The organism is Xanthomarina sp. F2636L, assembly GCF_026410195.1.
In the GTDB taxonomy this organism is placed as follows: Bacteria; Bacteroidota; Bacteroidia; order Flavobacteriales; family Flavobacteriaceae; genus Xanthomarina.
Window position 1 is genome coordinate 30279 of the sequence record NZ_JAPMLM010000058.1, and the last position, 26598, is coordinate 56876.

At 31.4% G+C, this 26598-nt stretch carries 27 protein-coding genes; 9 read left to right on the forward strand and 18 right to left on the reverse strand.

Going from position 1 to position 26598, the window contains the following annotated elements:
- Positions 1 to 6: 6 nt before the first annotated feature.
- The 5 genes from OS191_RS03880 to OS191_RS03900 all read right to left on the reverse strand — a co-directional run bounded on the left by OS191_RS03880 (position 7) and on the right by OS191_RS03900 (position 2891).
- Complete coding sequence (locus tag OS191_RS03880) at positions 7 to 744, reverse strand: glycosyltransferase family 2 protein (RefSeq protein ID WP_267154403.1); 738 nt, start codon at positions 742 to 744, stop codon at positions 7 to 9.
- A gap of 294 nt (positions 745 to 1038) precedes the next feature.
- Positions 1039 to 1455, reverse strand: coding sequence for a hypothetical protein (locus OS191_RS03885; RefSeq protein WP_267154404.1), 417 nt, complete (start codon positions 1453 to 1455; stop codon positions 1039 to 1041).
- A gap of 86 nt (positions 1456 to 1541) precedes the next feature.
- On the reverse strand, positions 1542 to 1943 hold the full coding sequence (locus OS191_RS03890) for a ferredoxin reductase domain-containing protein (protein WP_267154405.1): 402 nt from the start codon (positions 1941 to 1943) through the stop codon (positions 1542 to 1544).
- Positions 1944 to 1988: 45 nt separating this feature from the next.
- The gene (locus OS191_RS03895; protein WP_267154406.1) at positions 1989 to 2207 is read right to left on the reverse strand and encodes an FAD-binding oxidoreductase; all 219 of its coding nucleotides are present in this window, start codon (positions 2205 to 2207) and stop codon (positions 1989 to 1991) included.
- Positions 2208 to 2219: 12 nt separating this feature from the next.
- The gene (locus OS191_RS03900) at positions 2220 to 2891 is read right to left on the reverse strand and encodes an RNA polymerase sigma factor (protein ID WP_267154407.1); all 672 of its coding nucleotides are present in this window, start codon (positions 2889 to 2891) and stop codon (positions 2220 to 2222) included.
- Positions 2892 to 2999: 108 nt separating this feature from the next.
- On the opposite strand from OS191_RS03900, the gene OS191_RS03905 reads away from it, so the two are divergent.
- Both OS191_RS03905 and OS191_RS03910 read left to right on the forward strand, forming a co-directional pair.
- Entirely contained in the window at positions 3000 to 3371 is a 372-nt protein-coding gene (locus OS191_RS03905) for a DoxX family membrane protein (protein ID WP_267154408.1), read from the forward strand.
- Positions 3372 to 3635: 264 nt separating this feature from the next.
- A complete protein-coding gene (locus OS191_RS03910) occupies positions 3636 to 4457 on the forward strand; it encodes a glycosyltransferase family 2 protein (RefSeq protein WP_267154409.1) in 822 nt (273 codons plus the stop codon).
- Positions 4458 to 4465: 8 nt separating this feature from the next.
- Here OS191_RS03910 and OS191_RS03915 read toward each other — a convergent pair whose 3' ends face one another.
- Complete coding sequence (locus OS191_RS03915) at positions 4466 to 5536, reverse strand: glycosyltransferase family 9 protein (RefSeq protein WP_267154410.1); 1071 nt, start codon at positions 5534 to 5536, stop codon at positions 4466 to 4468.
- Between the two features lie 323 nt (positions 5537 to 5859).
- Between OS191_RS03915 and OS191_RS03920 the strand changes: the two genes are divergently transcribed.
- Positions 5860 to 6438 (forward strand): lipopolysaccharide kinase InaA family protein, encoded by a 579-nt coding sequence (locus OS191_RS03920; protein WP_267154411.1) that lies wholly within the window; start codon positions 5860 to 5862, stop codon positions 6436 to 6438.
- 81 nt (positions 6439 to 6519) lie between these two features.
- On the opposite strand, the gene OS191_RS03925 is transcribed toward OS191_RS03920, so the two are convergent.
- The gene (locus OS191_RS03925) at positions 6520 to 7335 is read right to left on the reverse strand and encodes a 2,3,4,5-tetrahydropyridine-2,6-dicarboxylate N-succinyltransferase (RefSeq protein WP_267154412.1); all 816 of its coding nucleotides are present in this window, start codon (positions 7333 to 7335) and stop codon (positions 6520 to 6522) included.
- 149 nt (positions 7336 to 7484) lie between these two features.
- On the opposite strand from OS191_RS03925, the gene ruvX reads away from it, so the two are divergent.
- The 6 genes from ruvX (at position 7485) to mazG (ending at position 11308) form a co-directional block, all read left to right on the forward strand.
- The gene (gene ruvX / locus OS191_RS03930) at positions 7485 to 7895 is read left to right on the forward strand and encodes a Holliday junction resolvase RuvX (protein ID WP_267154413.1); all 411 of its coding nucleotides are present in this window, start codon (positions 7485 to 7487) and stop codon (positions 7893 to 7895) included.
- A gap of 156 nt (positions 7896 to 8051) precedes the next feature.
- Complete coding sequence (locus tag OS191_RS03935; RefSeq protein WP_267154414.1) at positions 8052 to 8648, forward strand: T9SS type A sorting domain-containing protein; 597 nt, start codon at positions 8052 to 8054, stop codon at positions 8646 to 8648.
- 349 nt (positions 8649 to 8997) lie between these two features.
- Positions 8998 to 9240, forward strand: a complete 243-nt coding sequence (locus OS191_RS03940) for a hypothetical protein (RefSeq protein ID WP_267154415.1) — start codon at positions 8998 to 9000, stop codon at positions 9238 to 9240.
- A 109-nt stretch (positions 9241 to 9349) separates the two neighbouring features.
- A complete protein-coding gene (gene def, locus OS191_RS03945; RefSeq protein WP_267154416.1) occupies positions 9350 to 9940 on the forward strand; it encodes a peptide deformylase in 591 nt (196 codons plus the stop codon).
- A gap of 53 nt (positions 9941 to 9993) precedes the next feature.
- Positions 9994 to 10413, forward strand: coding sequence for a DUF5606 family protein (locus tag OS191_RS03950; RefSeq protein WP_267154417.1), 420 nt, complete (start codon positions 9994 to 9996; stop codon positions 10411 to 10413).
- Between the two features lie 112 nt (positions 10414 to 10525).
- The gene (mazG, locus tag OS191_RS03955) at positions 10526 to 11308 is read left to right on the forward strand and encodes a nucleoside triphosphate pyrophosphohydrolase (RefSeq protein WP_267154418.1); all 783 of its coding nucleotides are present in this window, start codon (positions 10526 to 10528) and stop codon (positions 11306 to 11308) included.
- 364 nt (positions 11309 to 11672) lie between these two features.
- On the opposite strand, the gene OS191_RS03960 is transcribed toward mazG, so the two are convergent.
- The 11 genes from OS191_RS03960 to OS191_RS04010 form a co-directional block, all read right to left on the reverse strand.
- Positions 11673 to 13595 (reverse strand): DUF349 domain-containing protein, encoded by a 1923-nt coding sequence (locus OS191_RS03960; protein WP_267154419.1) that lies wholly within the window; start codon positions 13593 to 13595, stop codon positions 11673 to 11675.
- Between the two features lie 98 nt (positions 13596 to 13693).
- A complete protein-coding gene (locus tag OS191_RS03965; RefSeq protein ID WP_267154420.1) occupies positions 13694 to 14431 on the reverse strand; it encodes a shikimate dehydrogenase family protein in 738 nt (245 codons plus the stop codon).
- Positions 14424 to 15443, reverse strand: a complete 1020-nt coding sequence (locus tag OS191_RS03970) for a DUF368 domain-containing protein (protein WP_267154421.1) — start codon at positions 15441 to 15443, stop codon at positions 14424 to 14426. The genes OS191_RS03965 and OS191_RS03970 overlap by 8 nt, the downstream gene beginning before the upstream one ends.
- Positions 15443 to 16453, reverse strand: a complete 1011-nt coding sequence (locus tag OS191_RS03975) for a DUF368 domain-containing protein (protein WP_267154422.1) — start codon at positions 16451 to 16453, stop codon at positions 15443 to 15445. The genes OS191_RS03970 and OS191_RS03975 overlap by 1 nt, the downstream gene beginning before the upstream one ends.
- A gap of 53 nt (positions 16454 to 16506) precedes the next feature.
- Entirely contained in the window at positions 16507 to 17895 is a 1389-nt protein-coding gene (locus OS191_RS03980) for a tetratricopeptide repeat protein (protein WP_267154423.1), read from the reverse strand.
- 126 nt (positions 17896 to 18021) lie between these two features.
- A complete protein-coding gene (locus OS191_RS03985; protein ID WP_267154424.1) occupies positions 18022 to 19224 on the reverse strand; it encodes an aspartate aminotransferase family protein in 1203 nt (400 codons plus the stop codon).
- Position 19225: 1 nt separating this feature from the next.
- Positions 19226 to 21067, reverse strand: a complete 1842-nt coding sequence (locus tag OS191_RS03990; protein WP_267154425.1) for an OstA-like protein — start codon at positions 21065 to 21067, stop codon at positions 19226 to 19228.
- A gap of 124 nt (positions 21068 to 21191) precedes the next feature.
- Complete coding sequence (locus tag OS191_RS03995; protein WP_267154426.1) at positions 21192 to 22463, reverse strand: adenylosuccinate synthase; 1272 nt, start codon at positions 22461 to 22463, stop codon at positions 21192 to 21194.
- A gap of 10 nt (positions 22464 to 22473) precedes the next feature.
- Complete coding sequence (locus OS191_RS04000; protein WP_267154427.1) at positions 22474 to 22926, reverse strand: Fur family transcriptional regulator; 453 nt, start codon at positions 22924 to 22926, stop codon at positions 22474 to 22476.
- A 27-nt stretch (positions 22927 to 22953) separates the two neighbouring features.
- A complete protein-coding gene (locus tag OS191_RS04005; RefSeq protein ID WP_267154428.1) occupies positions 22954 to 25167 on the reverse strand; it encodes a RelA/SpoT family protein in 2214 nt (737 codons plus the stop codon).
- A 163-nt stretch (positions 25168 to 25330) separates the two neighbouring features.
- Positions 25331 to 26563: a M48 family metallopeptidase gene (locus tag OS191_RS04010; RefSeq protein WP_267154429.1), complete on the reverse strand. Its 1233-nt coding sequence runs from the start codon at positions 26561 to 26563 to the stop codon at positions 25331 to 25333.
- Positions 26564 to 26598 lie beyond the last annotated feature (35 nt).

Consider the following 26598-nt stretch of genomic DNA (forward strand, 5'->3'; position numbering starts at 1 on the left):
AAACCCTTACCTGATTCCTTTTTGTAAGAGCATGAGTTTTACATAACGTGAAAAAACACCATAAGCATTGATGCTGGCAACTGCCAAGCCAGGAATACCATCAAGAAAACCACCTCGTAAAATATAACTGCTAAAAAAACGGTAAAACGGTTTAAAAGCTAAATGAAAATAAGTGGCTTTTTTACCTTTGTTTAAAAGCTGTTCGGCTTGAAACCACGCATAACTATCTTTTTTGCTTATATAATGCATCAAGCCTTTATAGGTAAAATGCAACACTGGATTTTTAAGTTTTCCAATACTGCCTTCTACAATCAGTTTTTCATGAACCGAACCTTCAAACCGACAATTTTCTCTACGAACCAATCTGGTGACATTGTCGCTGTGGTGATACAAAAACCGATTCATATAAAAATGTGGAAAGTTCAGTTTGTATCCAGCATGTTTTCCAGAATCCATAGCTTCAAGAATTTCCTGCTTTAGTTTGTTGGTAATCCGTTCGTCTCCATCTATAAATAAAACCCATTCTCCAGTAGCATATTGGAGTGCATGGTTTTTTTGATTAGAAAAATTATCAAATTTCCTGCTTAAAACTGTGCAGCCAAAAGCTTCGGCTATTTCTACTGTTTTATCTGTGCTCAAAGAGTCTATCACAATTATTTCATCTGCAAACGATACCGAAAGAAGCGCATTTCTTAAATAGGCTTCCTCGTTATAAGTTGGAATGACGACAGATAGTTTTTTCATAGTATATTAAGCCTCAAAAGTACGATTTTAAAAGAACTTAGAGATTGACTTGGCTTTTACTTTATTGATTTTATTTAATCTTTTTAATGTTTTGATTATTTAACTTTATCTGATCTTCTATATATTTTTTATAAGCTTCTTTGTTTTCAGATTGAGAAGCAAATTAAAGTTGGTCAATTAAGTATTTACCATAAGACTCAAGACCTTTTTTTTGGAATTCATTAAACTTTTGTTTTAAATTCCATTTTTCGTTTTCAGTTACCTGTTCCATTAGATTATTATTTTAAATGTATATTATATTTTTTTCTTGGTTGCTAGTTTACCACCAAGCCAAGCCATAGGGATATAAGCGCCTACAATATCAAGAATGGAGAACCAGGTTGGAGAAGGTAGCATGATAATATTTGCAATACCACCTATTAAGAAAAAGACACCAATGAACATTGCAAATGTTGTTTTACGACTTGCGGCAATCTTAGCCGCTAATAAGGCTCCGACGAAGGTGCCTAAAGCATGAGCTAAAAAAGGAAAGATAAAGTGTTTGGGTTGAAACAAATGCATGGATTCTTTTAACCCTTCCATAGTTGTATTGTCGACACCCTCAGGAAGTGGAATTATGGAACCACTTATGGTAATTAGCCCCATGTTTACAATGCTTCCAATGACTAAGCCCAATACAATTGCTAAGATATTTTTTACTAAAGAATTCATGAATGATTATGTTTTACTTAAAATCCTGAGGACTAAGATAAGTAAAAGTGACGAGGCAAAAGTTTAGCTATATTGATTTTTTAATGTTAAAAGGGTTCTTTTATTATATGAGATTCTTTAATTCCTAATGCATTGAATTGATTTAAAACAGCATCCATCATTGGAGGTGGTCCACATAGATAAAAATAACTGTTGTTGTTTTCAATGTGTTTTTTAATTAATTCTTTGGTGATATAACCATATTCACAACCTTCCTTTTTTTCTTCAGATAATATATTCATGATGTTTTTTCCTAGCAAGCTCTCTAAAAAATCCCGTTCAATAATATCATTATAGGTTTTGTTGGCGAAAATTAGTTTGTTGTTGCCTAATTTGTTTTTTGCTTTGAGGTCTTTAAAAATGGTTATAAAGGGCGTGATTCCAGCTCCTCCTGCAATAAAAACACCTTCATTTTTATATTGAATATTTCCAAAAACTTCACCCAACAAAAGAGAGTCATTTTTATTTAATTTTCCAATTTGTTCAGTGACACCCTAATGTTCAGGATACACTTTTATAAAAAATTCTAAATGGTTGTCTGTTGGTAAAGATGTAAAGGTAAAGGGTCTCAACTCGTTTTCCCAAGAAGGTTTTTTTATGGCTACATCTACAGCTTGTCCAGGTAAAAATTCTAAATTTTGAGGTTTTTCAGTCGTAATATGTGCTACATTATGGGTTGTATTTTCAATTGATATTATTTTAACTTGTTTCATGATATTGTTGTTTTAAATATTTTTCATGACATTTTCTGTAATTCTATCGCATCTACTAAATCCAAATTCAAAAATATTTTTATCTATTGATAAATTATAAAGTGTGTCTTTTAGCATGGTTTTGGCTCTATGAAACCGAATTTTAACATTAGCAATGCTTAAGTTTAAAGCCAAAGCAATTTCTTTCGTGCTCATTTCTTCTATCTCTTTCATGATATAGACTGTCTTGTATTTTATGTCTAATTGATCGATGGCATTTTCCACTAATAGTATTGCTTCTTTACGTATCATTTTTTGTTGAGGATTTAGTTGTTTGTCATCTGGAATTTCTAAAATGCTGTTTGTCTTAAAATTGTCTGATGTCTCGTTTAAATGATAAAGCTTTCCTTTCTCTCTTATTCGAGCCAAAGACTCATTTATGGCAATTCGAATGAGCCAAGTTGAAAAAGAGGACTCTAATTTAAATTGATATAGTTTGGTAAACCCTTTAATGTAAATGTTTTGCATAAGATCTTCAATTTCAGCTTCATCTTTTATATAGCTTCTAATAACACGATATAATTTTTGATTGTTCCTTCTTACCAAAATCTCATAAAGTTCTTTCTCTCCAGCCAGTATCCGTTGTATGACTTCTGGTTCTTTTATTTTATGATTATTAAAATCGTTGATATTTATAGCTTCCATGCTTGTGTCTTTTGTTATTGGATGAAGAAAGTTTAAAAAAGATACAAAATTTTGTATCCTTTTTGAAATTCAGTTATCAAAAGACTGTAACAATTAAAAATAAATATTATGGATACAAATGTGCGATTAGTAAAAAACGTATTAAAATACACTTTTGGTTTGGTGCCAATTGTTGCTGGATTAGATAAGTTTACCAATGTTTTAACAAACTGGAGCCAGTATGTTTCTGAAGGTTTTGCAGGAATGCTTCCTTTTGACCCTACAACGTTTATGATGGTAGTTGGTGTTATAGAAATAGTGGCAGGTATATTAGTGCTTACAAAAACCAAAATAGGCGCTTATGTTGTTTCGGCATGGTTAACTTGTATTGCATTAACGTTATTATTTAGCTGGACGTATGTAGATGTGGCTGTTAGAGATTTGGTTATGGCTATTGGAGCTTTTTCTTTAGCTAAATTATCTGAAGAAAACGAAAAATAAAGTCAACTAATAATGTGATTAATTTTAATGGAAACAGTTTTTTATCAAGAAAAGAATTAAATAATCAGCATCAGTATGTAAAGATGAAAAAATCTTTATGTGTTGATGTTGTTGGTTTTTTTAATTTACTCACAACACAGGAATTAAATAGAATTATCTTTATACTCCCAAACTTAGCAAATTCATTCCAAAATCAGTCTCTATTGAACCCACAAAATAAATACTTGAAATATGTTATCTTTGCCTTGAATAAAAAAATGATTAATGAGTGAGATCTCCATTTCTGTAATAATTAGTACGTATAATTCTCCTGAATGGCTAGCAAAGGTGTTACATGGATATAATAATCAAACCTATCAAAATTTTGAGGTTGTTATTGCAGACGATGGTTCTAAACAAGAAACCATAGACCTGATTGAAACTTTTAAAAAAGAAGTATTTTATCCCATTACACATGTTTGGCATGAAGATAACGGTTTCCAAAAATCCCAGATTTTAAATAAAGCTATACTACAATGTCAAGCAGATTATATTTTAATGTCTGATGGAGATTGTATTCCAAGGGAAGATTTTGTTGAAATTCATTTTAGAGAAAGAGAAATAGGTTATTTTTTGTCTGGAGGTTACTTTATGTTGCCCATGGATATTTCAAAGGCCATTACCAAAGAGTCTATTTTAAATGGAAATTGTTTTAATTTAAAATGGTTAAAATCTCAAGGTTTAAAGTCTTCTTTTAAAAACAATAAATTAACTGCTAAAGGTTTTAAATCTTGGTTTTTAAACACCATAACACCTACCAATGCTAGTTGGAACGGACATAATGCCTCTGGTTGGAAAAAAGACATTGTTGCTATAAATGGATTTGATGAGCGTATGCAATATGGTGGACAAGATAGAGAATTGGGTGAGCGTTTAATGAATCTTGGCATCAAAGGAAAACAGATTAGATATAGTGCTGTTTGTATTCATTTAGACCATCCAAGAGGTTATAAAAATCAGGAGTCTATTAATAAAAATCTCGCTATTAGAAAAACCACTAAAACTGAACAAAAGACTTGGACTGATTTTGGGATTGTTAAAAAATAACAGCTTTTTTAATTTTTCAGGTGAATATCTAAAAATGCTTTTAGCTTTGGAATTATAAGTCCTGGTGTTAATTGCTTGTACATAAAGCTTGGATCTGCTTCAATTTTTCGTCTGTTTTCTACACTGTTTTCATTATATAACTTTGGTTTTTCTTCCAGTAAATGGATAGATGCATGTTTTTTGCCATCTTCAAAACTTGCCCAATGGTCTTTCATAACATATGGAGAGAAAATAGTAAATGTAGGTTTGTTTAAGGCTTTCGAGATATGTACAACGCCACCTTCGTTTCCAACTAAAAGTTCGCATTTATTCATGAGTTTAATGAATCCTCTTATGCTATCTTCATAAATATCGATAACAATGCTGTCTTTGTTTTTACAGGATTCATATATTTCAAGAGCATCCTTTTTTTGATGTGGTGCATAATTAAAAAGCACATTTACTTGATAATTTTCTGTAATGAAATCTATCAGTTCAACTATATATTCATATGGCATGGATTTTTGAGGTGTACTCCCTAAAATACCAAGCATGATAAAAGGTTTGTTGTATGAGTCTAGTTTGTTGTATTGTTTTTCTTCTTCGGTTAAAATAATTTTTGGTTCGTAGTCGATTTGGTTTTCTGGTAAAGTAAAAACGGAAGTCACCATATTTATTCTGTCTTCAATAGCTTTGCCACAAATTTTGGTTTTCTCTTCTAAAAACGGAACATTATGTGTGTAGAATTTTAAAGGTGGATTTTTACCTCTTTTTTGAAAGCCAATTCTAATTGGAGCTTTGGAAAAATAGCATACAAGTCTACTTTGAAGTTTGGAATAAGGATCGAAAATAATATCGTATTCTCTCTTTCTAACCGTTTGAATAAGTTGCTTTAAATTGCCAAGTTTTTTTAATTCCTTGTCGTTAACTTCAATAATTTGGTCAATTGCTGGATTGTTTTCAATTACGCCAACCGTATAATCGTACACCAAAAAATCTATCTGACTTTCTGGAAAGATTTTTTTTACGTTTTGAGCAATAACCGAAGCAATTAGTACGTCTCCAATCCGTTTGTTTTGTATTACAAGTATTTTTTCCATAGCAGTTCCCACGAAAGTGGAAATCTTATTATTTAAAGATTATTCAACTTAAAACTATATTAACTGCAAAGTATTATATTTTCTACTTTTATTAAAATATCAATTAACATATCTTTGAGAAATCTCAAAATGCAAATATAATCATACATCTACATTCTAAATATCAACATTTAAACGAAGAGATACAGTCTATTATTGCCGATTTTGAATTTTCTGGGGAAGCTGTAACTATTGGTCAGCGAAATGTAATCAAACAATTTGAAGTACATGGTGAAGCTATTAATGTAAAATCATTTAAAATACCTAATGCCTTTAATCGTTTTGTGTATAAATATATCAGGAAATCTAAAGCCAAGCGTTCTTTTGAATATGCCAAGAAACTGATTGCTTGTAATATTTTAACACCTTACCCCATTGCATATATTGAAAACACAAATGCTTTTGGACTAACAACTAGTTATTATATAAGTAAGCATGTTACATACGATTTCGATTTTAGGGATTTAATCCATAAACCTTTATTTCCAAATAGAAACGAGATATTACAGCAGTTTACTTCTTTTACGTTTAAATTACATGAAAACAACATAAATTTTTTAGATCATTCGCCTGGAAATACCCTAATTGTTGAAAAACCTGAAAAGCAATATCTTTTTTATTTAATAGATTTAAACAGAATGCGTTTTGAAACTATGGATTTCAATAAACGTATGCATAACTTTAGACGTTTGTGGTTATCTAAATCTATGGTGAAGATTATGTCTAAAACCTATTCAGAATTATATTACACATCTTATCATGAAACTTATAGTCTCATGCTGAAATACAGCCGAGCCTTTCAAAAGAAAGTAGATAGCAAAAAGTTAAGGCGCTCAGGAAGAAAAATGAAATTTAAATCTTAAAAAAATTCCAAAATCAACATAATTTATATCGGTTTTGGAATCTTTAGTTATTAAATAGTGTCATATGTGAGTAAAACAAGCCTATACAGCCACATCATATTCACGTAAAGCATCATTTAAAGACGTCTTTTTATTTGTACTTTCTTTACGTTTTCCAATAATTAATGCACATGGTACTTGAAATTCTCCAGCAGGAAATTTTTTAGTATAACTTCCAGGAATTACCACAGAACGTGCAGGAATTACACCCTTAGTTTCTACTGGCTTGTCTCCTGTAACATCTATAATTTTTGTACTCATGGTTAAAACAACATTGGCTCCTAAAACAGCTTCTTTTTCTATACGTATCCCTTCAACAACAATACAACGTGAGCCAATAAAAGCACCATCTTCAATTATTACTGGAGCCGCTTGTAATGGTTCTAAAACACCACCAATTCCAACACCTCCAGAAAGATGCACATTTTTTCCAATTTGAGCACAGCTTCCAACGGTTGCCCATGTGTCTACCATGGTGCCTTCATCTACATAAGCTCCAATATTTACATAACTAGGCATCATAATCACACCTTTTGAAATATAAGCTCCATGTCTAGCAACTGCATGAGGTACCACACGAATGCCTTTATCTGCATAACCTGTTTTTAAAGGAATTTTATCGTGATATTCAAAAATACCAACTTCAAAAGTTTCCATTTTTTGAATTGGAAAATACAAGACTACAGCTTTTTTAACCCATTCGTTAACTTGCCAGCCTTTATTGGTTGGTTCAGCAACTCGTAAAGTGCCTTCGTCAAGTAAGTCTATAACACTTCTAATGCTGTCTATGGTTATATTGTCAGTTAATAAGCTTCGGTCGTTCCAAGCATTTTCTATAATTTGCTGTAGTTGTTTCATATTAATTTGAAAGTATTTTCGCAAAGATAACTCTATAATTGAAACCTTTAAAGTCTAATCCTTCAAAATATATGTCTTTATATTGATTTCTAAAAATGAAAAATCTCAGAGTTGCTCCATCTTTTCTTTTTAAATGTTAACTTTGCTATATGGGAAGAATTTTGGCTATAGACTTTGGAAAAGTAAGAACAGGGCTTGCAGTAACAGATGAGCTGCAACTTATTGCATCTGGACTTGAAACCGTTGCTACTTCAGAATTAATAGCTTTTTTAAAAACCTATATAATTAAAGAACATGTGGTATTGTTTGTAGTTGGAGAACCCAAACAAATGAACAATGAACCTTCTGAAAGCGAAGCGCTGATTCTTCCATTTATAGAAAAATTAAAAAAAGTCTTTCCAAAAATTCCAATTGAAAGAGTTGATGAGAGGTTTACTTCCAAAATGGCATTTCAAACCATGATAGATAGTGGGCTGTCTAAAAAGAAACGTAAAAATAAAGCCTTAGTTGATGAGATTAGTGCGACATTAATTCTTCAAAGTTACCTATATTCTAAGTAGGTTAAAGCTGAAAAACTAATTTAAAACATGTATTTTATCGGTGTTTTTTGTAAATATTGTTAATTCAACGTTTATACATCTCAGCATATCTAAATTTTTTTATACGGATTTTTCACAAGTATATATTTGCTTTATTACTAACCCAAACTTATACTTATGAAAAATTACTACTTATTAGTATTGTCTGTTGTGGCAATATTTTCTTTTAATCATTCGTCTTACTCACAATCTTGTCCTCCAACAGGCTTTACAAACGGTTCGTCTTTATATTTCTTTTATGATGCTGGTGGGATGGTTTGTGGAGATAGGCCAAATACTGTTTCAGTTGGACCTAGTGAATTTACATTATCAGTTTGCGAAAGTGGTTATTCAATTTACAATTTGACTTCTGGGGATGTACTCTCAGATCTCAATCCGTTTACTGCTGATTTTGGATTTGGCACATGCGAATACACCAATGGAAACTTATCAGCCGAAACTCTTTCAATAGAACAGGTAAATCAAGTAATTAGCGCCACAAGAGTTTTTCCTAATCCGATGACTACAGGAAATAACTTTCATCTTGTTTTTAATTCTTATGTTTATGGAACTGCAAGTATGTTCGATATTACAGGAAAAAAGGTTCTTAATATTCAAATTGATAACCTTAATAGAAAACAATTAGATGTATCTTCTTTGGCAAACGGTGTTTATTTACTTAAAATTGAAGCTGGTTCTTCTAGTACAACTAAAAAAGTGGTTATTATGAAATAACAGTTTTTAGTATATAATATAAGTAAAACTCCTTTTTATCTTAAAAGGAGTTTTTTTTATGTATAAATGTATCAACGTGACTAAATTGGTAATACACTAAAGCTTTAGTAAACATTAGATTATGAAACTTAAAAATGCTTGTATTTTTGAGTAATTATATAAGAACTATTTGAGCACTAAGTTATAATATCGATAAAAAACCAATTGTTAAGGTTCATGGGTAGTACGTTTATCGATGAAATACATGTCTTTATCTTGTCAACGATTATACGTTGGCTTTCAACAAGTTTATTCTTTTAATACCGTTTGTCGAACATATATTTGCCCTGTCACAATTAAACAATAAGACATGAAACCATTTTTGATTTTAATTTTTGTAGCCCTTTTTAGTACTTTAAATGCCACTGCGCAAGCTCCAATAGAAACACTTCCAGAATTAACTGAAGTAGTTTTAAATGTAGATACTTTAAGTATGGATTCAACAAATGAAGTTGTTGCTAAAAAGAGAGACATCTTAAATGCAAAAATTAATTCAAAATTAAAAGGCGAAGTAGATTTATTCTTTGTTGCCGATAAAAGTAAAATGTGCTAATAATCTTTTTATATATTTAAACTAAAAACTCCTTTTTAATAAAAGGAGTTTTTTTATGTATCTTAATTAAAGATTGTATTTTTGCAGAGAATTTATCAAAAATAATAAAATGATATTACCTATTGTAGCTTATGGCGATCCTGTTTTAAAGAAATTATGCAAAGAGATTCCTAAAGACTATCCAAATCTAAAGGAACTTATTGATAATATGTATGAGACCATGGATGGCGCTTCTGGTGTTGGATTAGCTGCTCCTCAAATTGGATTACCAATAAGAATGTTTATTGTGGACACTTCTCCTTTTTCTGAAGATGAAGAATTGTCTCCTGAACAGCAAGAAGAGTTAAAAGGTTTTAAACGCACCTTTATCAATGCTAAAATAACAAATGAAGAAGGTGATGAATGGGCTTTTAACGAAGGCTGTTTAAGTATTCCGGATATAAGGGAAGACGTGTTTAGAAAGCCTATTATTACGATAGAATATCTAGATGAAAATTTTGAAAAACATATAGAAACGTTTAGTGGTTTAATTGCACGTGTTATTCAACATGAGTACGATCATATTGAAGGTGTTTTATTTACAGACAAGCTTTCAGCATTAAAAAAACGTTTAATAAAAGGGAAACTAGTAAACATTTCCAAAGGGAAAATAAGTATAGATTATAGAATGCGTTTTCCTAATCAAAAAAAGAAACGATAATATTTGTTTTAGTATAACAAACGTAGCATATTTGCGCTCCTTAAAAAGTAATTATGAGTTTAGAAAAAGTTTTAGCCATTTCTGGAAAACCAGGATTATATAAATTAATTACCCAAACACGTGGTGGTTTTATTGCAGAATCTTTATTAGATAATAAAAGATTGTCAGTAAACATTCATCAAAATGTTAGTGTATTAAGCGAAATAGCAATTTATACTTTAACAGAAGAAGTGCCTTTACGTGAGGTGCTTGGTAAAATTAAAGAAAAAGAAAATAGCAAAGAAACACCTGTTAGTCATAAAGACAGTAAAGATAAATTAGAAGAATATTTCTTTGAGATTTTACCAGATTACGACGAAGATCGCGTATATGTTAGTGATATTAAGAAAGTAATTCAATGGTACAACTTACTTCAAAAACACAACATGTTAGATTTTGACGTAGCAACAAATGTTTCAGACGAAGAAGAATAACATTGATTTTCAATAAAAACAAACAAAAAAATCTAGCATAATCGCTGGATTTTTTTGTTTTAGAAACTGAGTCAATTGTATTAAAATTGTAATTTTATAAAAAATACAACAAATGAATTCTAGAGAAAATCAACTAAAAGCTTTCGACCGTTTATTAACTATTATGGACGAGTTAAGAGAGCAATGTCCTTGGGATAGAAAGCAGACCATGGAAAGCTTAAGACATCTTACCATTGAAGAAATATACGAGTTAGGCGATGCTATTTTGGATAACAATTTAGAAGAGGTAAAAAAAGAATTAGGAGATGTATTATTGCATATAGTATTTTATTCTAAAATTGGAAGTGAAACCAAGCATTTTGATATTGCCGATGTATGTAACAGCATTTGTGATAAGTTAGTTTCAAGACATCCACATATTTATAGTGATGTTGTTGTTGAAGATGAAGAAGACGTCAAGCGAAATTGGGAGAAATTAAAACTAAAAGAAGGAAAAACAAGTGTCTTGGAAGGTGTTCCAAAAAGTTTGCCTGCGTTGGTAAAAGCTAGTAGAATTCAAGATAAGGTAGCTGGAGTTGGTTTTGATTGGGAAGAACCAAGCCAAGTTTGGGAAAAAGTAGAGGAGGAGTTGAATGAATTTAAAGAAGAAGTAATAAAAGGAAATAAAGAAGCTATGGAAGACGAATTTGGAGATGTTATGTTTTCTTTAGTGAATTATGCTAGGTTTTTAAAAATTAATCCTGAAAATGCCTTAGAAAGAACCAATAAGAAGTTTTCTAACCGATTTCAATACTTAGAGTCCAAAGCTAAATCTTTAAATAAGGAGTTAAAAGACATGACACTTTCTGAAATGGATGTGTTTTGGGAAGAAGCGAAACATTCACAAAACATGTAATTAGAAAATCTGTGATTTTCAATTACTTCAATTTTTGGGAAGAAGCGAAACATTCACAAAACATGTAATTGCTTTAATTTTTGGGAAAAAGATGTTAAATAAGACGATTTTTTTAGGTTTTGAAATCCAAATGAAATTTCTATGCGTATATATAGTAATTGAATGACATTTTTATATTTCATAAGTAGTAGATTAATAGCTTAAATTCTTACCTTTTATAAAGTCATTCAAAAAAAAGTAGGTTATTTTTTTGTTGGGAAAAAAATAACTGTTTAGTTAGTTTAGTTAGATTAAATCCTATTTGTCGAATAAGTTTTACTTATTTCATGCAAATAGGATTTAATGCTTTAGGTAACTTATGGTTTTAATATAACTTCTTAATCTTGCTTAACTTTGTTTTCCAAAGAGCTAAGTTGTCCTTATGCTTTTGAATGTTGTCTATAACATCTTTTACTAAGGGATTACTTTCATCTACATTAGTGAAAAACTGTAAATTATTCTCCAACTGATTGATTTCGCTTTTTACTTCATTTATTTTTTTACTTATAAAAGTACGTTCGTTATCTAAGTGTCTAGAATCTTCAGCGTTGTTTAACACTTCCAGTTTGTTATCAAATTTAATAAGTTCAGCTTCTGTTTTGTTTAATTTTAAACTTTTAAAGCTAGCATCAAGCGTTTTATTTAACTTCCCTTCAATAAATCTTTTGTTTGAAGGCACATTGCCAAGAGCTTTCCACTTATCTATGTGACTTTTTATAGTTTCTAAATCGGTTTCTTTATTGCCAGAAAATTCTAAATTTTTAATGTCTTCAAGTAGCTTTACTTTTAGCTCATAAGCTTTTAGCTCTTCTTTATTAGCTTCGTTCTTGGCTGCATGTAATTTATCGAAATAATGGTTGCAGGCAGCTTTAAACTGATTCCAAATTTTGTCGCTATTTTTTCTAGGAACATGACCAATATTCTTCCAATCGCTTTGAATTTTTTTCATCAAAGACGTTGTAGTTTCAAAGTCGTCACTGTCCTTATTCTCTTCCGCAATTTTAATCAAGTCCAGTTTTTTCTGAAGATTATCATACTGATCCTTTTTTAAATCTTTATAAAAGGTATTTTTCTTTTTATTAAAGCTTCTAACAGCAGTTTTAAAGGCAGCCCAAGTAGCTTCATTTACTTTAATTGGTACTTTTCCAGCTTCAAAGAAATTGTTTCTTAGCGTTTCAATTTCTTTAATTTTTTTCTGCCATTCATTATGAGTTTTTGACCCTTTTTCTCCTAAATCTTTTATTTGATCAATAATTGCTTGCTTGGTCTCAAGGTTTTTTTCGTATTCTTTATCAAGTTGTTCAAAATATACCTGACGTTTGTCGTGAATTTTCTTTGTAGCCGCTTTAAAGCGCTTCCAAATTTCTTCTCTATATACTTTATCAACTGGTCCAAGTTCTTCTTTCCACATTTTGTGTAACACCTGCAGTTCTCTAAATGCACGATTTAAATCGTTGTCTTGTGCCAACTCTTCTGCACGTTCAATAATTTTTACTTTTTGCTCCAGATTGTGCTTAAAATCTAAATCTCTTAAGTCGCGATTTAAATGAAGAAAATCGTAAAAAATCTCTACATGATGATGGTAGCTATTCCAGGCGTTATTGTATTTGTCTCTTGGAATTGGTCCAGCATTTCGCCATCTTTCCTGTAATTCCTTAAAGTATTTGTATGTGGTATTTATGTTTTCTTCAACATTAATTAAGCCTTTTATCTCTTCAATAATTTCAAGTCTTTCGGCTAAGTTGTCTTTCAAACTTTTTTCTAAACTTTTATAATGAGCGTTTAGTTTGGTTCTATATTCCTTGATGGCATCTTTATAACGTGTTTGAATAGGGTTGGAGTAGAAAAAATCTATTTCGTTGCCACCTTCATTTAAGAATTCTTCCTTCTTTTCGTCTAAAAGTGAGCTAAATTTTGATTTAAATTCGCTTCTAATCTCTTCAACATGAGATTTTATAGCTTGTACTTTTTTATTATTTACCAGATATTCTAATTCCTCAGCAAGTTCACCTATAGACATTTTTTCATAGTCTTTTTTTGCGATACTATGTCTGTCTATATTTCCTTCGTCTTCAGCATCTTCAGCGTTAGATTCCTCTATTTCAGAAATTACTTTATCGTCTGTTTCTGTATCTTCAATTTCTTCTATAACGTCTTGTTTTGTTGTAGTTGAATCCTCTATGATTTCTGTTGAAACTGTTACTTCTTTCTTTCCGTCTGCTTCTTGCAGGTTATCTTGCTCTGACATTTTTGTAAAATGTTATGGTTCGTAATTATATACTTTAGCGTTAAAGATAATAACAACTGCAGTATTAACAAAGGCTTCGTTTGTTTTTATATTTAAAACTAAGAACTCCAAATTCTCCAAGCTTTGTCTGCTTGATAAATTAGCATTTGATATCCATTGATGGTGGTTGCATTTTTTGCTTTTCCAAACCGAAGAAATTTGGTTTCTTCTGGATTATAAATTAAGTCGAAGAGAATGTGTTTGTCTGTTATTGCTTGATATGGAATTTCTGGGCAATCATCCATATGAGGATGTGTGCCTAAAGGTGTGCAGTTAATAATTATTTGATAATTCCTTATGTCGTTTTCTGTTAATAATGTATAGCTAAAATTTGTTTGTTTTGAAGGAGTTCTTGAAACAAAAGCGATTTCAATATTTAATTTTTTTAAAGCATAAGCTATGGCTTTGCTAGCTCCACCTGTTCCTAAAATAAGAGCTTTTTTATGATGAGATTTAAGATGAGGTTCTAACGATTTTTTAAACCCAAAATAATCTGTATTATAGCCAGTAAGTTTCCCTTTCTTTGAAATTTTAATGGTATTGACTGCTCTAATTTTTTTTGCTTTTTTATTTAATTTATCTAAATATGGAATGACTGATTCTTTATAAGGAATGGTGACATTTAAACCTTTTAAAGTGGGGTTTTTATTTATAACTTCTGGAAATTCATTAATGTTTTGAAGATCAAAATTTTCGTATGAAGTATTCATTATATCTTCATCTTTAAATTTCTTTTTAAAGTATTCCCTAGAAAAAGAATAGGAAATGTTTTTGCCAATAAGTCCAAATTTATTCATTTATTTTCCTAGTTTTTTTTCCATAGCTTTCCAAAGCTAAAACAATAACTATTCCCAGAATAATATAACCAATAGCTAAATACGTGTCAATATGAAGTTCAGGAATGTAACGTGTATAGTTTTCTATAATTTTATTTCCAGTAGAATCTAAAATAAATTGCCCATCCGCTTGAGTTTTAAAAAGAGTTTTTTTCCAAGGCCAAACCACTCCAAGAGATCCTATAATAAAGCCAATAATTGTAGAAATAGTAATGCTCTTATAATGTTTTAAAATATAATTTAAAATATGTGAAAAAGTAACCAGCCCAACGACAGAGCCTATTGTAAACACAGCTAGAACCTTTAGCATTCTAATGCGTTTTAAATTGTTTACAAAACTAAAATCACCTGTTATTATTTCAGCAAATGTATCATAAAGCGCATTTACGGAATCGACCAAGAGCAAAACATAATTGCCTAAAAGAATTAAAATAAATGAACCAGAAAAACCAGGTAATGTCATTCCTGAAACACTTATTATACCACAAAAGAACACAAACAATAGATTGTCGTTTTCTGTGGCTGGATCTAAAAAACTAATGCCTAGACCTAGAATAATTCCTATAATTAAAGATAGATATGTTTTGTAGTTCCAGTCTTTAAAATCTTTACTTATATAATAGATGGAACCGATTATCATTCCAAAAAACACACTCCAAATATATAGCTCGTAGTGTTTAATTAAATAATCTAATATTTTTGATATGCTAAAATAGCTTACAATCATTCCTAAGAATAATAAGCTTAAAAAGCGACCATTTATGTATTGAAAAAAGCTTTTAAAACGACCGTTTATAAAAAGTTTAAATGCTTTTCCATTAACCTTCTGTAAGGAATAAATAAACTCTTCATAAAAACCTGCAACAAAAGCGACAACACCTCCAGACACACCAGGAACTTTATTAGCAGCTCCCATGCCAAGTCCTTTTAAGACTAAAAACAGTTTATCTTTAAATGTTCTGGTACTTTGCATTATGCTTTCTTACTGCCTACTTTTTCAAGAATAAAAATAGTTAAAAAACCAACAATAATAAGTACAATTGCTAAGTTTAATTGTGAATTAACACCATTGTTTATAGTGGAATAAACAAAAGGCCAAACACTTTCTTCTGTTACAATTTTATAGGATTCGAAATCGTTAATTTGTTGTTGGTAAACTGAAAGCGTTCCTAAGTTTGAGATTTCAGAAAAAGTTACAGCCTGTCCTGTGGTATCATTTAAAACTGTAATCGATTGTTTCCATGGCCAAATTTTATTTAACGAGCCAATAATAAACCCTGTTAATAAAGCCAAAGTTGTATTGTAATAATGCTTAAAAAGCCATTTTAATACGCGACTAAAACTTAATAAACCAACTATGGCTCCCAAGCCAAAAATGGCTATGCGTTTAAAATCCCAATCGTGTATGGCGTCGCTTAAGGTTTTATAGGCTCCGAGAATTACTAGAATAAATGAACCTGATATTCCTGGTAAAATCATAGCACAAATAGCTATGGATCCAGCAATAAATAAAAACAATGGATTGCTGTTGCTTGCCATGGAAGGTAAGGTTGTTACGTAATAGGCTATAAAAGCACCAACAATTAAAGCAACAAAAGTAGATATGCTCCACTTGTTAATTTGTTTTCCAACAAAGAAAATACTGGCAATGATGAGTCCAAAAAAGAAGGACCAGATTAAAATGGGATGTTGTTCAATTAAATATTTTGCTAACCTCATAAAAGAGGCGAAGCTGGTTAAAATACCAATTAAAAGCGCTAGAATAAAATTACCATTTAGTGCTTTCCAAAAGGGTTTTAAACCTTCCTTCCGAAGTATTTTTAAAAGAGAAATATTTACATTGCTTATAGTAGAAATAAGCTCCTCATAAATACCAGAGATAAGTGCGATAGTTCCTCCAGAAACTCCAGGGACAGCATCTGCTGCACCCATGGCAACGCCTTTTAGTGTTATAAGGAAATAGTCTTTAAAACGTCTTTGCATGCTTGATTTATTATATAGAAGCCAAAGGTATATAAATTAAATTACACGTTTTACTATTGTTTAGTTTTAAGCAAGGTTTTAATTTGACGTTTTTTATAGACTTTAGGAAAAAGCTCTTCTAGAATAAAAGCATATTCAATATTAAATCGCAAACCATTTTTCAAGTGATATTCTCCTTTTTCAGTTTCGTTTAATGTAAAGTATAAGCCAGCTAAGCGATATTCAATTTCAGCATTTTCTGGATAAAACTCTGAGGCTTGAAGTAAATTGAATACTGCTGCTTCTGGTTCACCAAGCTTTAGTAAAATATCTCCTCTTACCAGCCAGGTTTCTAATTCGTAGTTGCCTAATTCTAGAGCTTTTTTGTAACCTCTTTCGGCTTCTTCTAGAAAGTTTAATCTAAAATTTAATTGTGCATATAGCTTCCAGTAAATGGCATTTTCAGAATCGATATTGATAGCTTTATTTATATAATAAAGAGATTTTTTAAAATCCCCTTTTTTATTAAAAAACTTAGTAATAGCAGTCCAGCCTTTGTCTAATAAAGGATCTTCTTTTATGGTTTTAGTGTAATATTGAATAGCTAATTCGTCTTGACCCAATTTTTCATAACAATGCCCAATCCTTAATAGGGCAAATGATGTAGCATCATCTAATTTTAGGGTTAATGAAAAAGCTTCTAGGGCATCTTCATAACGTTTTAGTTTTTCTAAAACCTTTCCTTTTTCAAGGTATGCACCTATGAAGGTGTCGTCTGAAATAATTGCAAAATCGAAAGCAGTTAATGCTTTTTCATATTCTTTTAGGGCGTAATATTGTTTCCCCAATTGATGCCAGGCAACTTCAGAATATGGGTTTTTATTTAAAAACGTATTTAAATATTCTATGGCTTCATCATATTGATTTAAAAACTCGAAACAGTATATCATGTTATATAAGGCAGAATAATCGTCTAGATTTTCTTCCATACATTTCATGAAATAATATTTGGCCTCCTCAAACTTATCTAGAAACAAATACTCCATACCTATTAATGAATAAATATCTTGATTGTCTTCTGTTAGTTCCAATGCCTTTTTTAAAACATGAATGGCTTTTTTGTGATTATCCTTTTTAGAAAAAATATTGGCTTTTTGAATATAGATTTCTTCATTGTGAGGCTCTAATTCGTATAATTCATTAAGTAATGTGTCTGCCTCATTAAGCTTGTCTTCAAAAACATAAATTTCAATTCTAAAAAGTTTTAAATTAGTAGAGTCTGGATGTTGTTGTAGTCCTAATTTGATTGCTTTTTTGGCAAGCGAAATCTTACCTAAGGTTAGGTAATGATGAATAATATTCTCAAATTCTTCCGAGTCGAAAAACAACACATGATTTGTTTTCAGCATAGACTCAAACTTTGTAAGAGGTAAATTATTATTGTTGTTGGGACTAAACTCCATAAGCACATTTATATGGTTAACAGTACTAAATGTAACGTACTATTTGATTTTTATGATAAAACTGGTCAAATCTTTTTAACAAAGTAATCAACATCTTAGACGAAATTGGTGTTTTCTAGTTGATTATCAGAGGTTTGATTGGCTGTGTTTTTCTTGAATGTTATCTAAAACTTTTAGGATTATTTTGCAGCCTTCTATGATTTCTTCTTTAGAAATGGTCAATGGAGGTGTTATTCTAATGGCTTTAGGTTCAAAAAGCAACCAAAACAGGATGAGTCCTTCGTCTTGACAGCCTAGAATAATTTCATTTGTAATCTCAGCCGAAGGTGTTATAATTGCGAGCATGAGCCCTTTTCCTCGAATGCCTAAAATTAAAGGATGAACCAAATGCTTTTTAAAAAGTTGTTCTTTTTCAAGAGTTTCAGCTATTAAATTGCTTTTAGTAACTTCTTTTAAAGTAGCTAAGGCTGCAGCAGCAATTACTGGATGTCCACCAAAAGTTGTAATGTGTCCTAACTTAGGATTGTCTTGTAAAAGATCCATTAATTTTGCTGAAGCTGTAAAAGCTCCTATTGGCAAACCTCCACCTAAACCTTTTCCAGTAACTAGAATATCTGGTACACAATTATAGTGTTCAAAACCGAATAATTTTCCAGTTCTACCAATTCCTGGTTGAATTTCATCTAAAACTAATAGCGCTCCAACTTTATCGCAGCGTTCTCTTACTTTTTCTAAATAATGATCTTTAGGCTCTATGAATCCGGCTCCACCTTGTATGGTTTCTAAGATCACACAGGCTGTTTTCTTAGTGATTTTTCTTAAATCATCTTCGTTATTAAATTCAATAAACGACACGTCGGGTAACAAAGGTCTAAAAGCCCTTTTACGCTCTTCGAAACCCATAACGCTCATCGAGCCCATAGTATTTCCATGATAGGCGTTTTTGGCTGAAATAATACCACTTCTGCCAGTAGCACGCTTTGCTAATTTTAAAGCGCCTTCAATAGCTTCGGTACCTGAATTGGTTAAATAAGTTTTTTCTAGATTATTAGGTAAATGTTTGGCTAATAATTTTGTGAGTTCTACTGCAGGTTCTTGAATATATTCGCCGTAAACCATAACATGTAAATACTTGTCTAATTGGTCTTTGATGGCTGAAACTACTTTTGGGTGACCATGACCTAAAGTACATGCTGAAACCCCTGCAACAAAATCTAGATATGCTTTATTGTCTATATCATAAATATAAGAACCTTTGGCATGAGAGACTTTCATTGCCAATGGATGAGGAGAAGTTTGTGCCTGATATTTTAAGAAATCTACAGCCATTTTAGTTACCAGATTCTTTAATCATGGGTTTTTTGTTATCTTTTTTAAGTTGCATACTATCCATAATTGCTTGAGGAACATGTCTAGCAGCTTTCGATCGCTTTTTCTTAGTGTTGTCTACGCCCTTTTTTACATCTTTGTTTGGTTTGGGTTCTTCAGATTTTTCTGCTTTTTCAATACGCCCAATCATACTTTCATCAAAAAACTCTTCTTGAGGCACATAATCATCTAGGCCTTTAATTTTTGGTAAATTTAAAGGTGGATCGTCGCTAAATAAGTCTTCTACACTTTTTGGTCTTTCTTCATCTCGCCAATCGAAACCTCTTAATTTTCTAGCATTCTTTGGGAAATCATCTTCAGGATAGGTTTTCGCATCAACTTGATTATAACGGTTGTATTGTTCAATTTGGCCATCGGCAAAAAAGATGGAAATACTTCCGGATTTAGCTTTGTCTATACCAATAAGTTCTTGTTCTTCGTTTCTGGCATAGAAGATGGATTCAGCATTTTTTATGATATCGACTTGATTTAAATTGTTTTCATCGTCAAACAAACCAATAAGTCTTTTTCCTAAAATTTGATTATAGCCATCTTCACTAATCGTGTCTTTGCTTATTAGAAAGGCATCATAAAAAACAATTAATGAATCCAGTTTTTCGGTTTTAGGATTTGATTGAATATGAATGGTGTCTCCTGTTATTTGATTTTCTAAATTCCAAATTATAGGTCTTCTTTTAACAGCAAAAGCATCTTTTGGCGCCAATCTAGAAAGGTTGATAAGTTGCGTTAAGCCTGTTTGATGATTAATATGAATGGAATCTGCTTTCCCACTCATATCAGATTTATACATTTTGGTATTTCTGAAGGCTCTAGTAATTCTATTATCTGGTTTCCCTGTAACCATTAAGGTGTCTGCATGTATATAAACAGAATCTCTTTCTTGAACTGAAATAGCCAGAGCTCTTTTAGTTATAAAAACAGAATCTTTCTCTTTGTAAACTTCGGCATAATGCCCTTTAATAATACTTTTATTAATGGTATCTGTAACTGTTATATTGTTGGTTGCCGAAGCAAAACTTCTTGTGTTATCAAAGTACATGCTATCACCTTCAAACACACGATTGTCGTATTCAATCTTAGTTTTTTTAATGCCATAACCTGTTTTGTTTTCAGTATCGTAAAAACCTTTTTCGCAATAGGTTTTACTCTCATCGGTTACTATAGTTGAAGGACCATATAAATAAGCATAGCCGCTCTCTGAATAAAAATCTAAATGATTGGTATTGATTTTATAATCAGGATGTGTTAAAACCACATTATTTACAAACTGGTATTTTTTTGCATCCATATAGTAACGTCCAATTCTACTTGTAATAGTTCCTGAAGAATCACGAACTACTTGACCACCACTTTTATAGTAAGACTGTTGTTTAGCCCGATCAAAATATAAGGTGTCTGTGGTTAAGGTCGAATTTGGTTCAGTAAGAATAACATTTCCACTGGCAAAAGCTAATTTGGTTTTACCGCTGTATTCTAAATATTTGGCAGTCATATTAATAGTGTCTCCCTGAATCATTTTTACGTTTCCATAAGCTTCAATAAAATCCTCGTTGCTATAAAGTAACGCTTGATCGCAATACATATTTACACCTTCATGAAGGACATGAATTTGTTGCGAATCGTCTCTGGTCATGACTTTTAATCCAGGTGCCTCTTCCTCTTTAAACTCGAGAAATCCAGAGTATTTAATTTCTATACGTTTTTGTTCTTGGGCAAAAGAAAGCCCTAAGAATAAAAGGCAAAAGAAAAAGCTAAGTAAGTTCTGACTTGGTTGTTGCAACATTTTAAATTTTGTACAAAAATAATGATTAATATGTACTGTTGTATTGCATTAGGATATTTTTAATAGAAAAGACCTTTCAGATTAAATAACATGAAAGGTCTAATGATATAATTTTGTAGAGTAGTTACCTAAAAATAGTCTGTTTTCTATCTGGCCCAACCGAAACCACATGGATAGGGATTTCTAATTCTTTTTCAAGGAACGCTATGTAGTCGTTTAATTCTTTCGGGAATTGAGACGTTTCTGTCATTTTAGTTAAATCCTCTTTCCAACCTTTAAATTCTGTGTAAATAGGTTTTAGATTTTCGGGTTCAATATTATAAGGTAGATGAGTAATAGTTTCACCTTTATAGTTATAAGCTGTACATACTTTTAACGACTTGAATCCTGAAAGCACATCGCCTTTCATCATCATTAATTTAGTCACACCGTTTACCTGACAAGCATACTTTAAAGCAATTAAGTCTAGCCAACCACAACGTCTCCCACGACCGGTAACTGCTCCAAATTCATTACCAATTTTAGCCATTTTCTCTCCAACTTCGTCAAATAATTCGGTAGGGAAAGGTCCGGAACCAACACGAGTTGTGTAGGCTTTAAAAATGCCATATACTTCGCCAATTTGATTTGGGGCTACACCTAAGCCTGTACAAGCTCCAGCCGCTGTTGTGTTGCTTGAAGTAACAAAAGGGTATGTTCCAAAATCAATATCTAATAAAGAGCCTTGAGCGCCTTCAGCTAAGATAGATTTTCCAGATTTTTGAGCTTGATATAAATATTCTTCAGAATCTATAAATTTTAAAGATTTTAAAACTTTCACTGCTTCAAAAAATTCAGTTTCCATTTCGTCCAAATTGTATTGGACATCAACATTGTAGAATTTTATCATAGCTTCATGCTTGTCTGCAAGCGCACGATATTTATCTTTCCAGTCTGATAATTCTAAATCGCCAACTCGAATACCATTTCTACCAGTTTTATCCATATAAGTTGGTCCAATACCTTTTAAAGTAGAACCAATTTTAGCTTTTCCTTTTGAAGCTTCGCTGGCCGCATCTAACAGTCTATGAGTTGGAAGAATAACGTGTGCTTTTCTGGAAATAATTAGTTTGGTTTTATAATCGATATCAAATTGGTTTAGACCTTCTAATTCTTTAGCAAAAACCACAGGATCTATAACCACTCCATTACCAATAACATTGGTTGATTCTTTATGGAAAATTCCTGAAGGAATAGTTCTTAAAACATGTTTTATGCCATCAAATTCAAGCGTATGCCCAGCATTTGGTCCACCTTGAAAACGTGCAATAATATTGTAGTTGGAGGTAAGAACATCAACAATTTTTCCTTTGCCTTCGTCTCCCCATTGTAGTCCTAGTAGTAAATCTACTGCCATTTTAAATAAGTTATTTGGTTGTTTTTTTGTTGCCGTAAAAGTAGAGTGAATGGTTTGTGATTTCTATATCAAAAACTTCTTCGATTGTTTTTTTAATGCTTTGGATTCTTGGATCGCAAAACTCGATAACTTCACCTGTATCTGTTAAAATTACATGATCGTGTTGTTTATCGAAATATGATTTTTCGTAATGCGCTTGATTTTTACCAAATTGGTGTTTTCTAACCAAACCACATTCCAATAGTAATTCTATGGTATTATAAAGCGTAGCACGAGATACACGATACTTTTTGTTTTTCATACTAAGGTATAAAGACTCAATATCGAAATGTTCTTCGCTATTATAAATTTCTTGTAAAATGGCGTAACGCTCTGGTGTTTTACGATGACTTTTTTGTTCTAAAAAGGTTGTAAATACGTTTTTTACAATTTCCTGATTTTTTATATCTGTTTTTAAACTCATAATTCAATTGCAAATTTACATTAAATTTTAAACTCTAGAGACTTTATCGATACCATTAATTTTTTTCAGGTTATCCATAAGCTTTTTAAGCAAGGTGCTGTTTTTTACAACCACATTAATTTTTCCTGAAAATATGCCGTCGTCACTTTGAAAACTTAAGCTTTTCATGTTTACATGCATGTTGGAGGATATTACTTTGGTAATATCATTTACTAGTCCTAAATTATCGATTCCTGATAGAATAATTTGTGTTGCAAATTCTTGTTGAGAAGAATCAATCCATTTAGCAGTCATGATTCTGTAAGCATAATTTGATTGTAAGCTCACAGCATTTGGACAGTTTTTTTTATGAATTTTTAGACCATCATTGATAGTTAGAAACCCGAAAACTGGGTCGCCAGGAATAGGGTTACAACAATTGGCAAATTTGTAATCTAATTTTTCTTCCTCCTTCCCAAAAACCAACAGATCATATTTGGAAGTTATTTCATCCTTATCTAGTTCTTCTTTTGTAAGAGTAGGTTTTCTAGAGATTTTATTTTTAATATAGCTCATAAAAGCATTGCTTCTAGATGAAGCAAACTCTTTAAGCATGGTGTTATCTATAGTTCCAATACCTATTCTGTAAAATAAATCTAAACTTGTTTTTAATTTAAAATAACTTACTAATTCGTTAACGGACTTTTCATTTAAAACAATCTTTAACTGTTTTAATTTTCTGCGAAGAATTTCTTTCCCGTCTTCTGCAATTATTTTTTTATCTTCTTTTAAAGCAGATTTTATTTTACTTCTTGCTTTTGCTGTAGTAGCATAATCTAACCAGTTGGAATTAGGTTTTGCTGTTTCAGATGTTAAAATATCAACGCGATCTCCACTTTTCAAGACATGACTAAGAGGTACTAATTTTCCATTTACTTTAGCGCCACGGGTTTTCATACCTACTTCGGTATGAATACTAAAAGAAAAGTCTAAAGGTGTAGCGCCTTTAGGTAAGGATTTCAACTCTCCTTTTGGCGTAAAAACAAATATTTCTTTAGAGTATAAATTAAGTTTAAATTGCTCTACAAAATCTACAGCATTAGTTTCATGATTTTCCAAAGCTTCTTGTAATCTAGAAATCCAAACATCTAGACTGTCATCTTTTTCGCTTCCTTCTTTGTATTTATAATGTGCAGCAAACCCTTTTTCGGCTACTTCGTTCATGCGTTCGCTTCTAATTTGAACTTCTACCCAACGGCCTTTTGGGCCAACTACCGTAATGTGCAACGCTTCATATCCAGTAGATTTAGGTGAGGAAATCCAATCTCTAAGCCTTGTAGGATTAGGTCTAAAATGATCTGTTACAATTGAATAAATTTTCCAGGCAAGAAATTTTTCATTATCAGGCTCACTTTTATAAATGATTCTTACGGCAAACTTGTCGTAAACTTCATCGAAAGACACACCTTGATTCTGCATTTTTCTGCGAATAGAGAAAATGGATTTAGGTCTGCCTTTAATTTCATATTCTAATTTTTCTTTATCTAAAGTTGTTTTTATAACTCCAGTAAACTCATTGATATAAGCATCTTGCTCTTCTTTGCTATCTTTTATTTTGGTTAAAATATCGTGATATACTTCTGGTTCAGTATATTTTAAGCCTAAATCTTCCAGCTCGGTTTTAATATTATAAAGTCCGATTCTATGTGCTAGTGGTGCATAGATATAAAGAGTTTCGGAAGCAATTTTAATTTGCTTATCAGAACGCATGGATTCCATGGTCTGCATGTTGTGAAGTCTGTCTGCAATTTTTATGATAATTACCCTCACATCATCGTTAAGGGTTAAGAGCATACGTCTAAAATTTTCAGCTTGAAGAGACACATCCATTTCTGTATCTAAAGATGAAATCTTGGTTAAACCATCTACAATTTTAGCAACAGTTTCACCAAATAATTGCTCGATATCTGCAATGGAATAATTTTCGTTGTCTTCAACTACGTCATGAAGCAAAGCAGCAGCAATAGAAGTGGCGTCCATACCAATTTCTTGAGCTACAATTTTGGCCACAGCAATGGGATGGAAAATATATGCTTCCCCAGATTTTCTTCGTTGTTCCTTATGTGCATCTACAGCCACATCGAAGGCCTTTCTAATAAGTTTTTTATCGTCGTTTGTAAGCGTTCTATAACTTACGCGAAGTAATTCCTTATAAGCCTTGGCGATAGCAACATTTTCTTTTTCTAGCTCTAGTTCTGTCATAAATTTAAAAATAGTATAAACGAAACAAATTTACAACACTTTTCTACTTAAAATAAGTGATGCCACGACGTTTTAAAATGGGTGTATTTTTATATAAATATAAGATGTTTCGCGACTTTATGATGTTTAAAACAGGAAATATTTTATTAAAATATTGGAAGACTTATAATTTTAAATTTTTGATTCTTTCTAATAAGGTTGGATGTGAATAGTGCATAAATACATATGCCTTATGCGGTGTTAAATTGCTCAAACTATTTTTTGATAACTTTTTAAGAGATGTAATTAAAGGTTCTGCTTTATACGTGGTTTTGGCATAATTATCCGCCTGATATTCGAAGGCTCTAGAAAACCAATTCATAATTAGACTGGTTACTTCGGATATAGGCGCATAAAGTAATCCAAAGGCAATTAAGCCTATATGAAAACTTGCAATGTTTACACCCAAAGCATTTGAAAGCAGAGGGTTTGATATAAAAATTGACAAGATATAAAGTGTTAATCCCGTAAGTAAAACGGAAGCAAATAGATTAAATATGATGTGCTTTTTCTTATAGTGGCCAACTTCGTGAGCAAGAACTGCTACTATTTCTTCATCTTCTAAATCGTTAATCAGGGTATCGTAAAGTGTGACACGTTTTTCACTTCCAAATCCAGAAAAATAAGCATTGGCTTTGGTGCTTCGTTTAGACCCATCGATTACAAATATTTTATCTAATTTAAAACCGACAGTCTTAGCATAATTAGAAATCTTATTGCGTAATTCTCCTTCTTCTAAGGGTGTTTGTTTGTTGAATAAAGGCACAATTAATTTGGCGTAAAACATGTTCATAACTATTGTGAAAGCTGTAACTAATGCCCAGGCGTACAACCAGAAATCATCTCCAGAAAACTGATAAAACCAGATAATAAGTGCCAAAAGACCACCGCCTACTACAGCCAACATGAGCCAGCCTTTTATTTTGTCTAATATAAAAGTCTTTTTTGTGGTTTTATTAAACCCAAATTTTTCCTCAATAACAAAGGTTTTATAGTAGGAGAATGGTGTTGAAAGAATATCGCTACCAATCATAATAATTCCAAAGAAAATTAATGCAATAATAATAGGGTTTTCTGAATAGTTTCTGGCAATATTGTCAACAAATTCAAAACCGTCAAAAATTAAAAAAACAAGAGTTAAAATAATTGAAAAGCTAGACGTAAGTAATCCAAATTTATAATTTGTTTTTTTGTAGGCTTGAGATTTTTTGTAATCCGTGTCATCATAAACATCTTGAAGCTCTTGCGGAACTTCATCATTAAAATGTTTTGCATTTAAAGCATCAAGGATTTTATCAATAATAAAATTGATAATGATTATAGCAATAATGATATAGAATAGGGTAGTGGCCGTCATGAAAGAATAAGTTCAATGTTTTAAATTTAAGATTT

Excerpts from the sequence above, each read along its gene's own strand:
- OS191_RS03900 (WP_267154407.1), bottom strand. The coding sequence starts at position 2,891 with ATGGAAGCTATAAATATCAACGATTTTAATAATCATAAAATAAAAGAA.
- OS191_RS03960 (WP_267154419.1), bottom strand. The coding sequence starts at position 13,595 with ATGTCAGAGCAAGATAACCTGCAAGAAGCAGACGGAAAGAAAGAAGTA.
- mazG (WP_267154418.1), top strand. The coding sequence starts at position 10,526 with ATGAATTCTAGAGAAAATCAACTAAAAGCTTTCGACCGTTTATTAACT.
- OS191_RS04005 (WP_267154428.1), bottom strand. The coding sequence starts at position 25,167 with ATGACAGAACTAGAGCTAGAAAAAGAAAATGTTGCTATCGCCAAGGCT.
- OS191_RS04010 (WP_267154429.1), bottom strand. The coding sequence starts at position 26,563 with ATGACGGCCACTACCCTATTCTATATCATTATTGCTATAATCATTATC.
- def (WP_267154416.1), top strand. The coding sequence starts at position 9,350 with ATGATATTACCTATTGTAGCTTATGGCGATCCTGTTTTAAAGAAATTA.
- OS191_RS03995 (WP_267154426.1), bottom strand. The coding sequence starts at position 22,463 with ATGGCAGTAGATTTACTACTAGGACTACAATGGGGAGACGAAGGCAAA.
- OS191_RS03885 (WP_267154404.1), bottom strand. The coding sequence starts at position 1,455 with ATGAATTCTTTAGTAAAAAATATCTTAGCAATTGTATTGGGCTTAGTC.
- OS191_RS03880 (WP_267154403.1), bottom strand. The coding sequence starts at position 744 with ATGAAAAAACTATCTGTCGTCATTCCAACTTATAACGAGGAAGCCTAT.
- ruvX (WP_267154413.1), top strand. The coding sequence starts at position 7,485 with ATGGGAAGAATTTTGGCTATAGACTTTGGAAAAGTAAGAACAGGGCTT.
- OS191_RS03985 (WP_267154424.1), bottom strand. The coding sequence starts at position 19,224 with ATGGCTGTAGATTTCTTAAAATATCAGGCACAAACTTCTCCTCATCCA.
- OS191_RS03990 (WP_267154425.1), bottom strand. The coding sequence starts at position 21,067 with ATGTTGCAACAACCAAGTCAGAACTTACTTAGCTTTTTCTTTTGCCTT.
- OS191_RS03950 (WP_267154417.1), top strand. The coding sequence starts at position 9,994 with ATGAGTTTAGAAAAAGTTTTAGCCATTTCTGGAAAACCAGGATTATAT.
- OS191_RS03905 (WP_267154408.1), top strand. The coding sequence starts at position 3,000 with ATGGATACAAATGTGCGATTAGTAAAAAACGTATTAAAATACACTTTT.
- OS191_RS04000 (WP_267154427.1), bottom strand. The coding sequence starts at position 22,926 with ATGAGTTTAAAAACAGATATAAAAAATCAGGAAATTGTAAAAAACGTA.
- OS191_RS03895 (WP_267154406.1), bottom strand. The coding sequence starts at position 2,207 with ATGAAACAAGTTAAAATAATATCAATTGAAAATACAACCCATAATGTA.
- OS191_RS03910 (WP_267154409.1), top strand. The coding sequence starts at position 3,636 with ATGAGTGAGATCTCCATTTCTGTAATAATTAGTACGTATAATTCTCCT.
- OS191_RS03925 (WP_267154412.1), bottom strand. The coding sequence starts at position 7,335 with ATGAAACAACTACAGCAAATTATAGAAAATGCTTGGAACGACCGAAGC.
- OS191_RS03935 (WP_267154414.1), top strand. The coding sequence starts at position 8,052 with ATGAAAAATTACTACTTATTAGTATTGTCTGTTGTGGCAATATTTTCT.
- OS191_RS03970 (WP_267154421.1), bottom strand. The coding sequence starts at position 15,443 with ATGCAAAGTACCAGAACATTTAAAGATAAACTGTTTTTAGTCTTAAAA.
- OS191_RS03965 (WP_267154420.1), bottom strand. The coding sequence starts at position 14,431 with ATGAATAAATTTGGACTTATTGGCAAAAACATTTCCTATTCTTTTTCT.
- OS191_RS03975 (WP_267154422.1), bottom strand. The coding sequence starts at position 16,453 with ATGCAAAGACGTTTTAAAGACTATTTCCTTATAACACTAAAAGGCGTT.
- OS191_RS03980 (WP_267154423.1), bottom strand. The coding sequence starts at position 17,895 with ATGGAGTTTAGTCCCAACAACAATAATAATTTACCTCTTACAAAGTTT.
- OS191_RS03915 (WP_267154410.1), bottom strand. The coding sequence starts at position 5,536 with ATGGAAAAAATACTTGTAATACAAAACAAACGGATTGGAGACGTACTA.
- OS191_RS03940 (WP_267154415.1), top strand. The coding sequence starts at position 8,998 with ATGAAACCATTTTTGATTTTAATTTTTGTAGCCCTTTTTAGTACTTTA.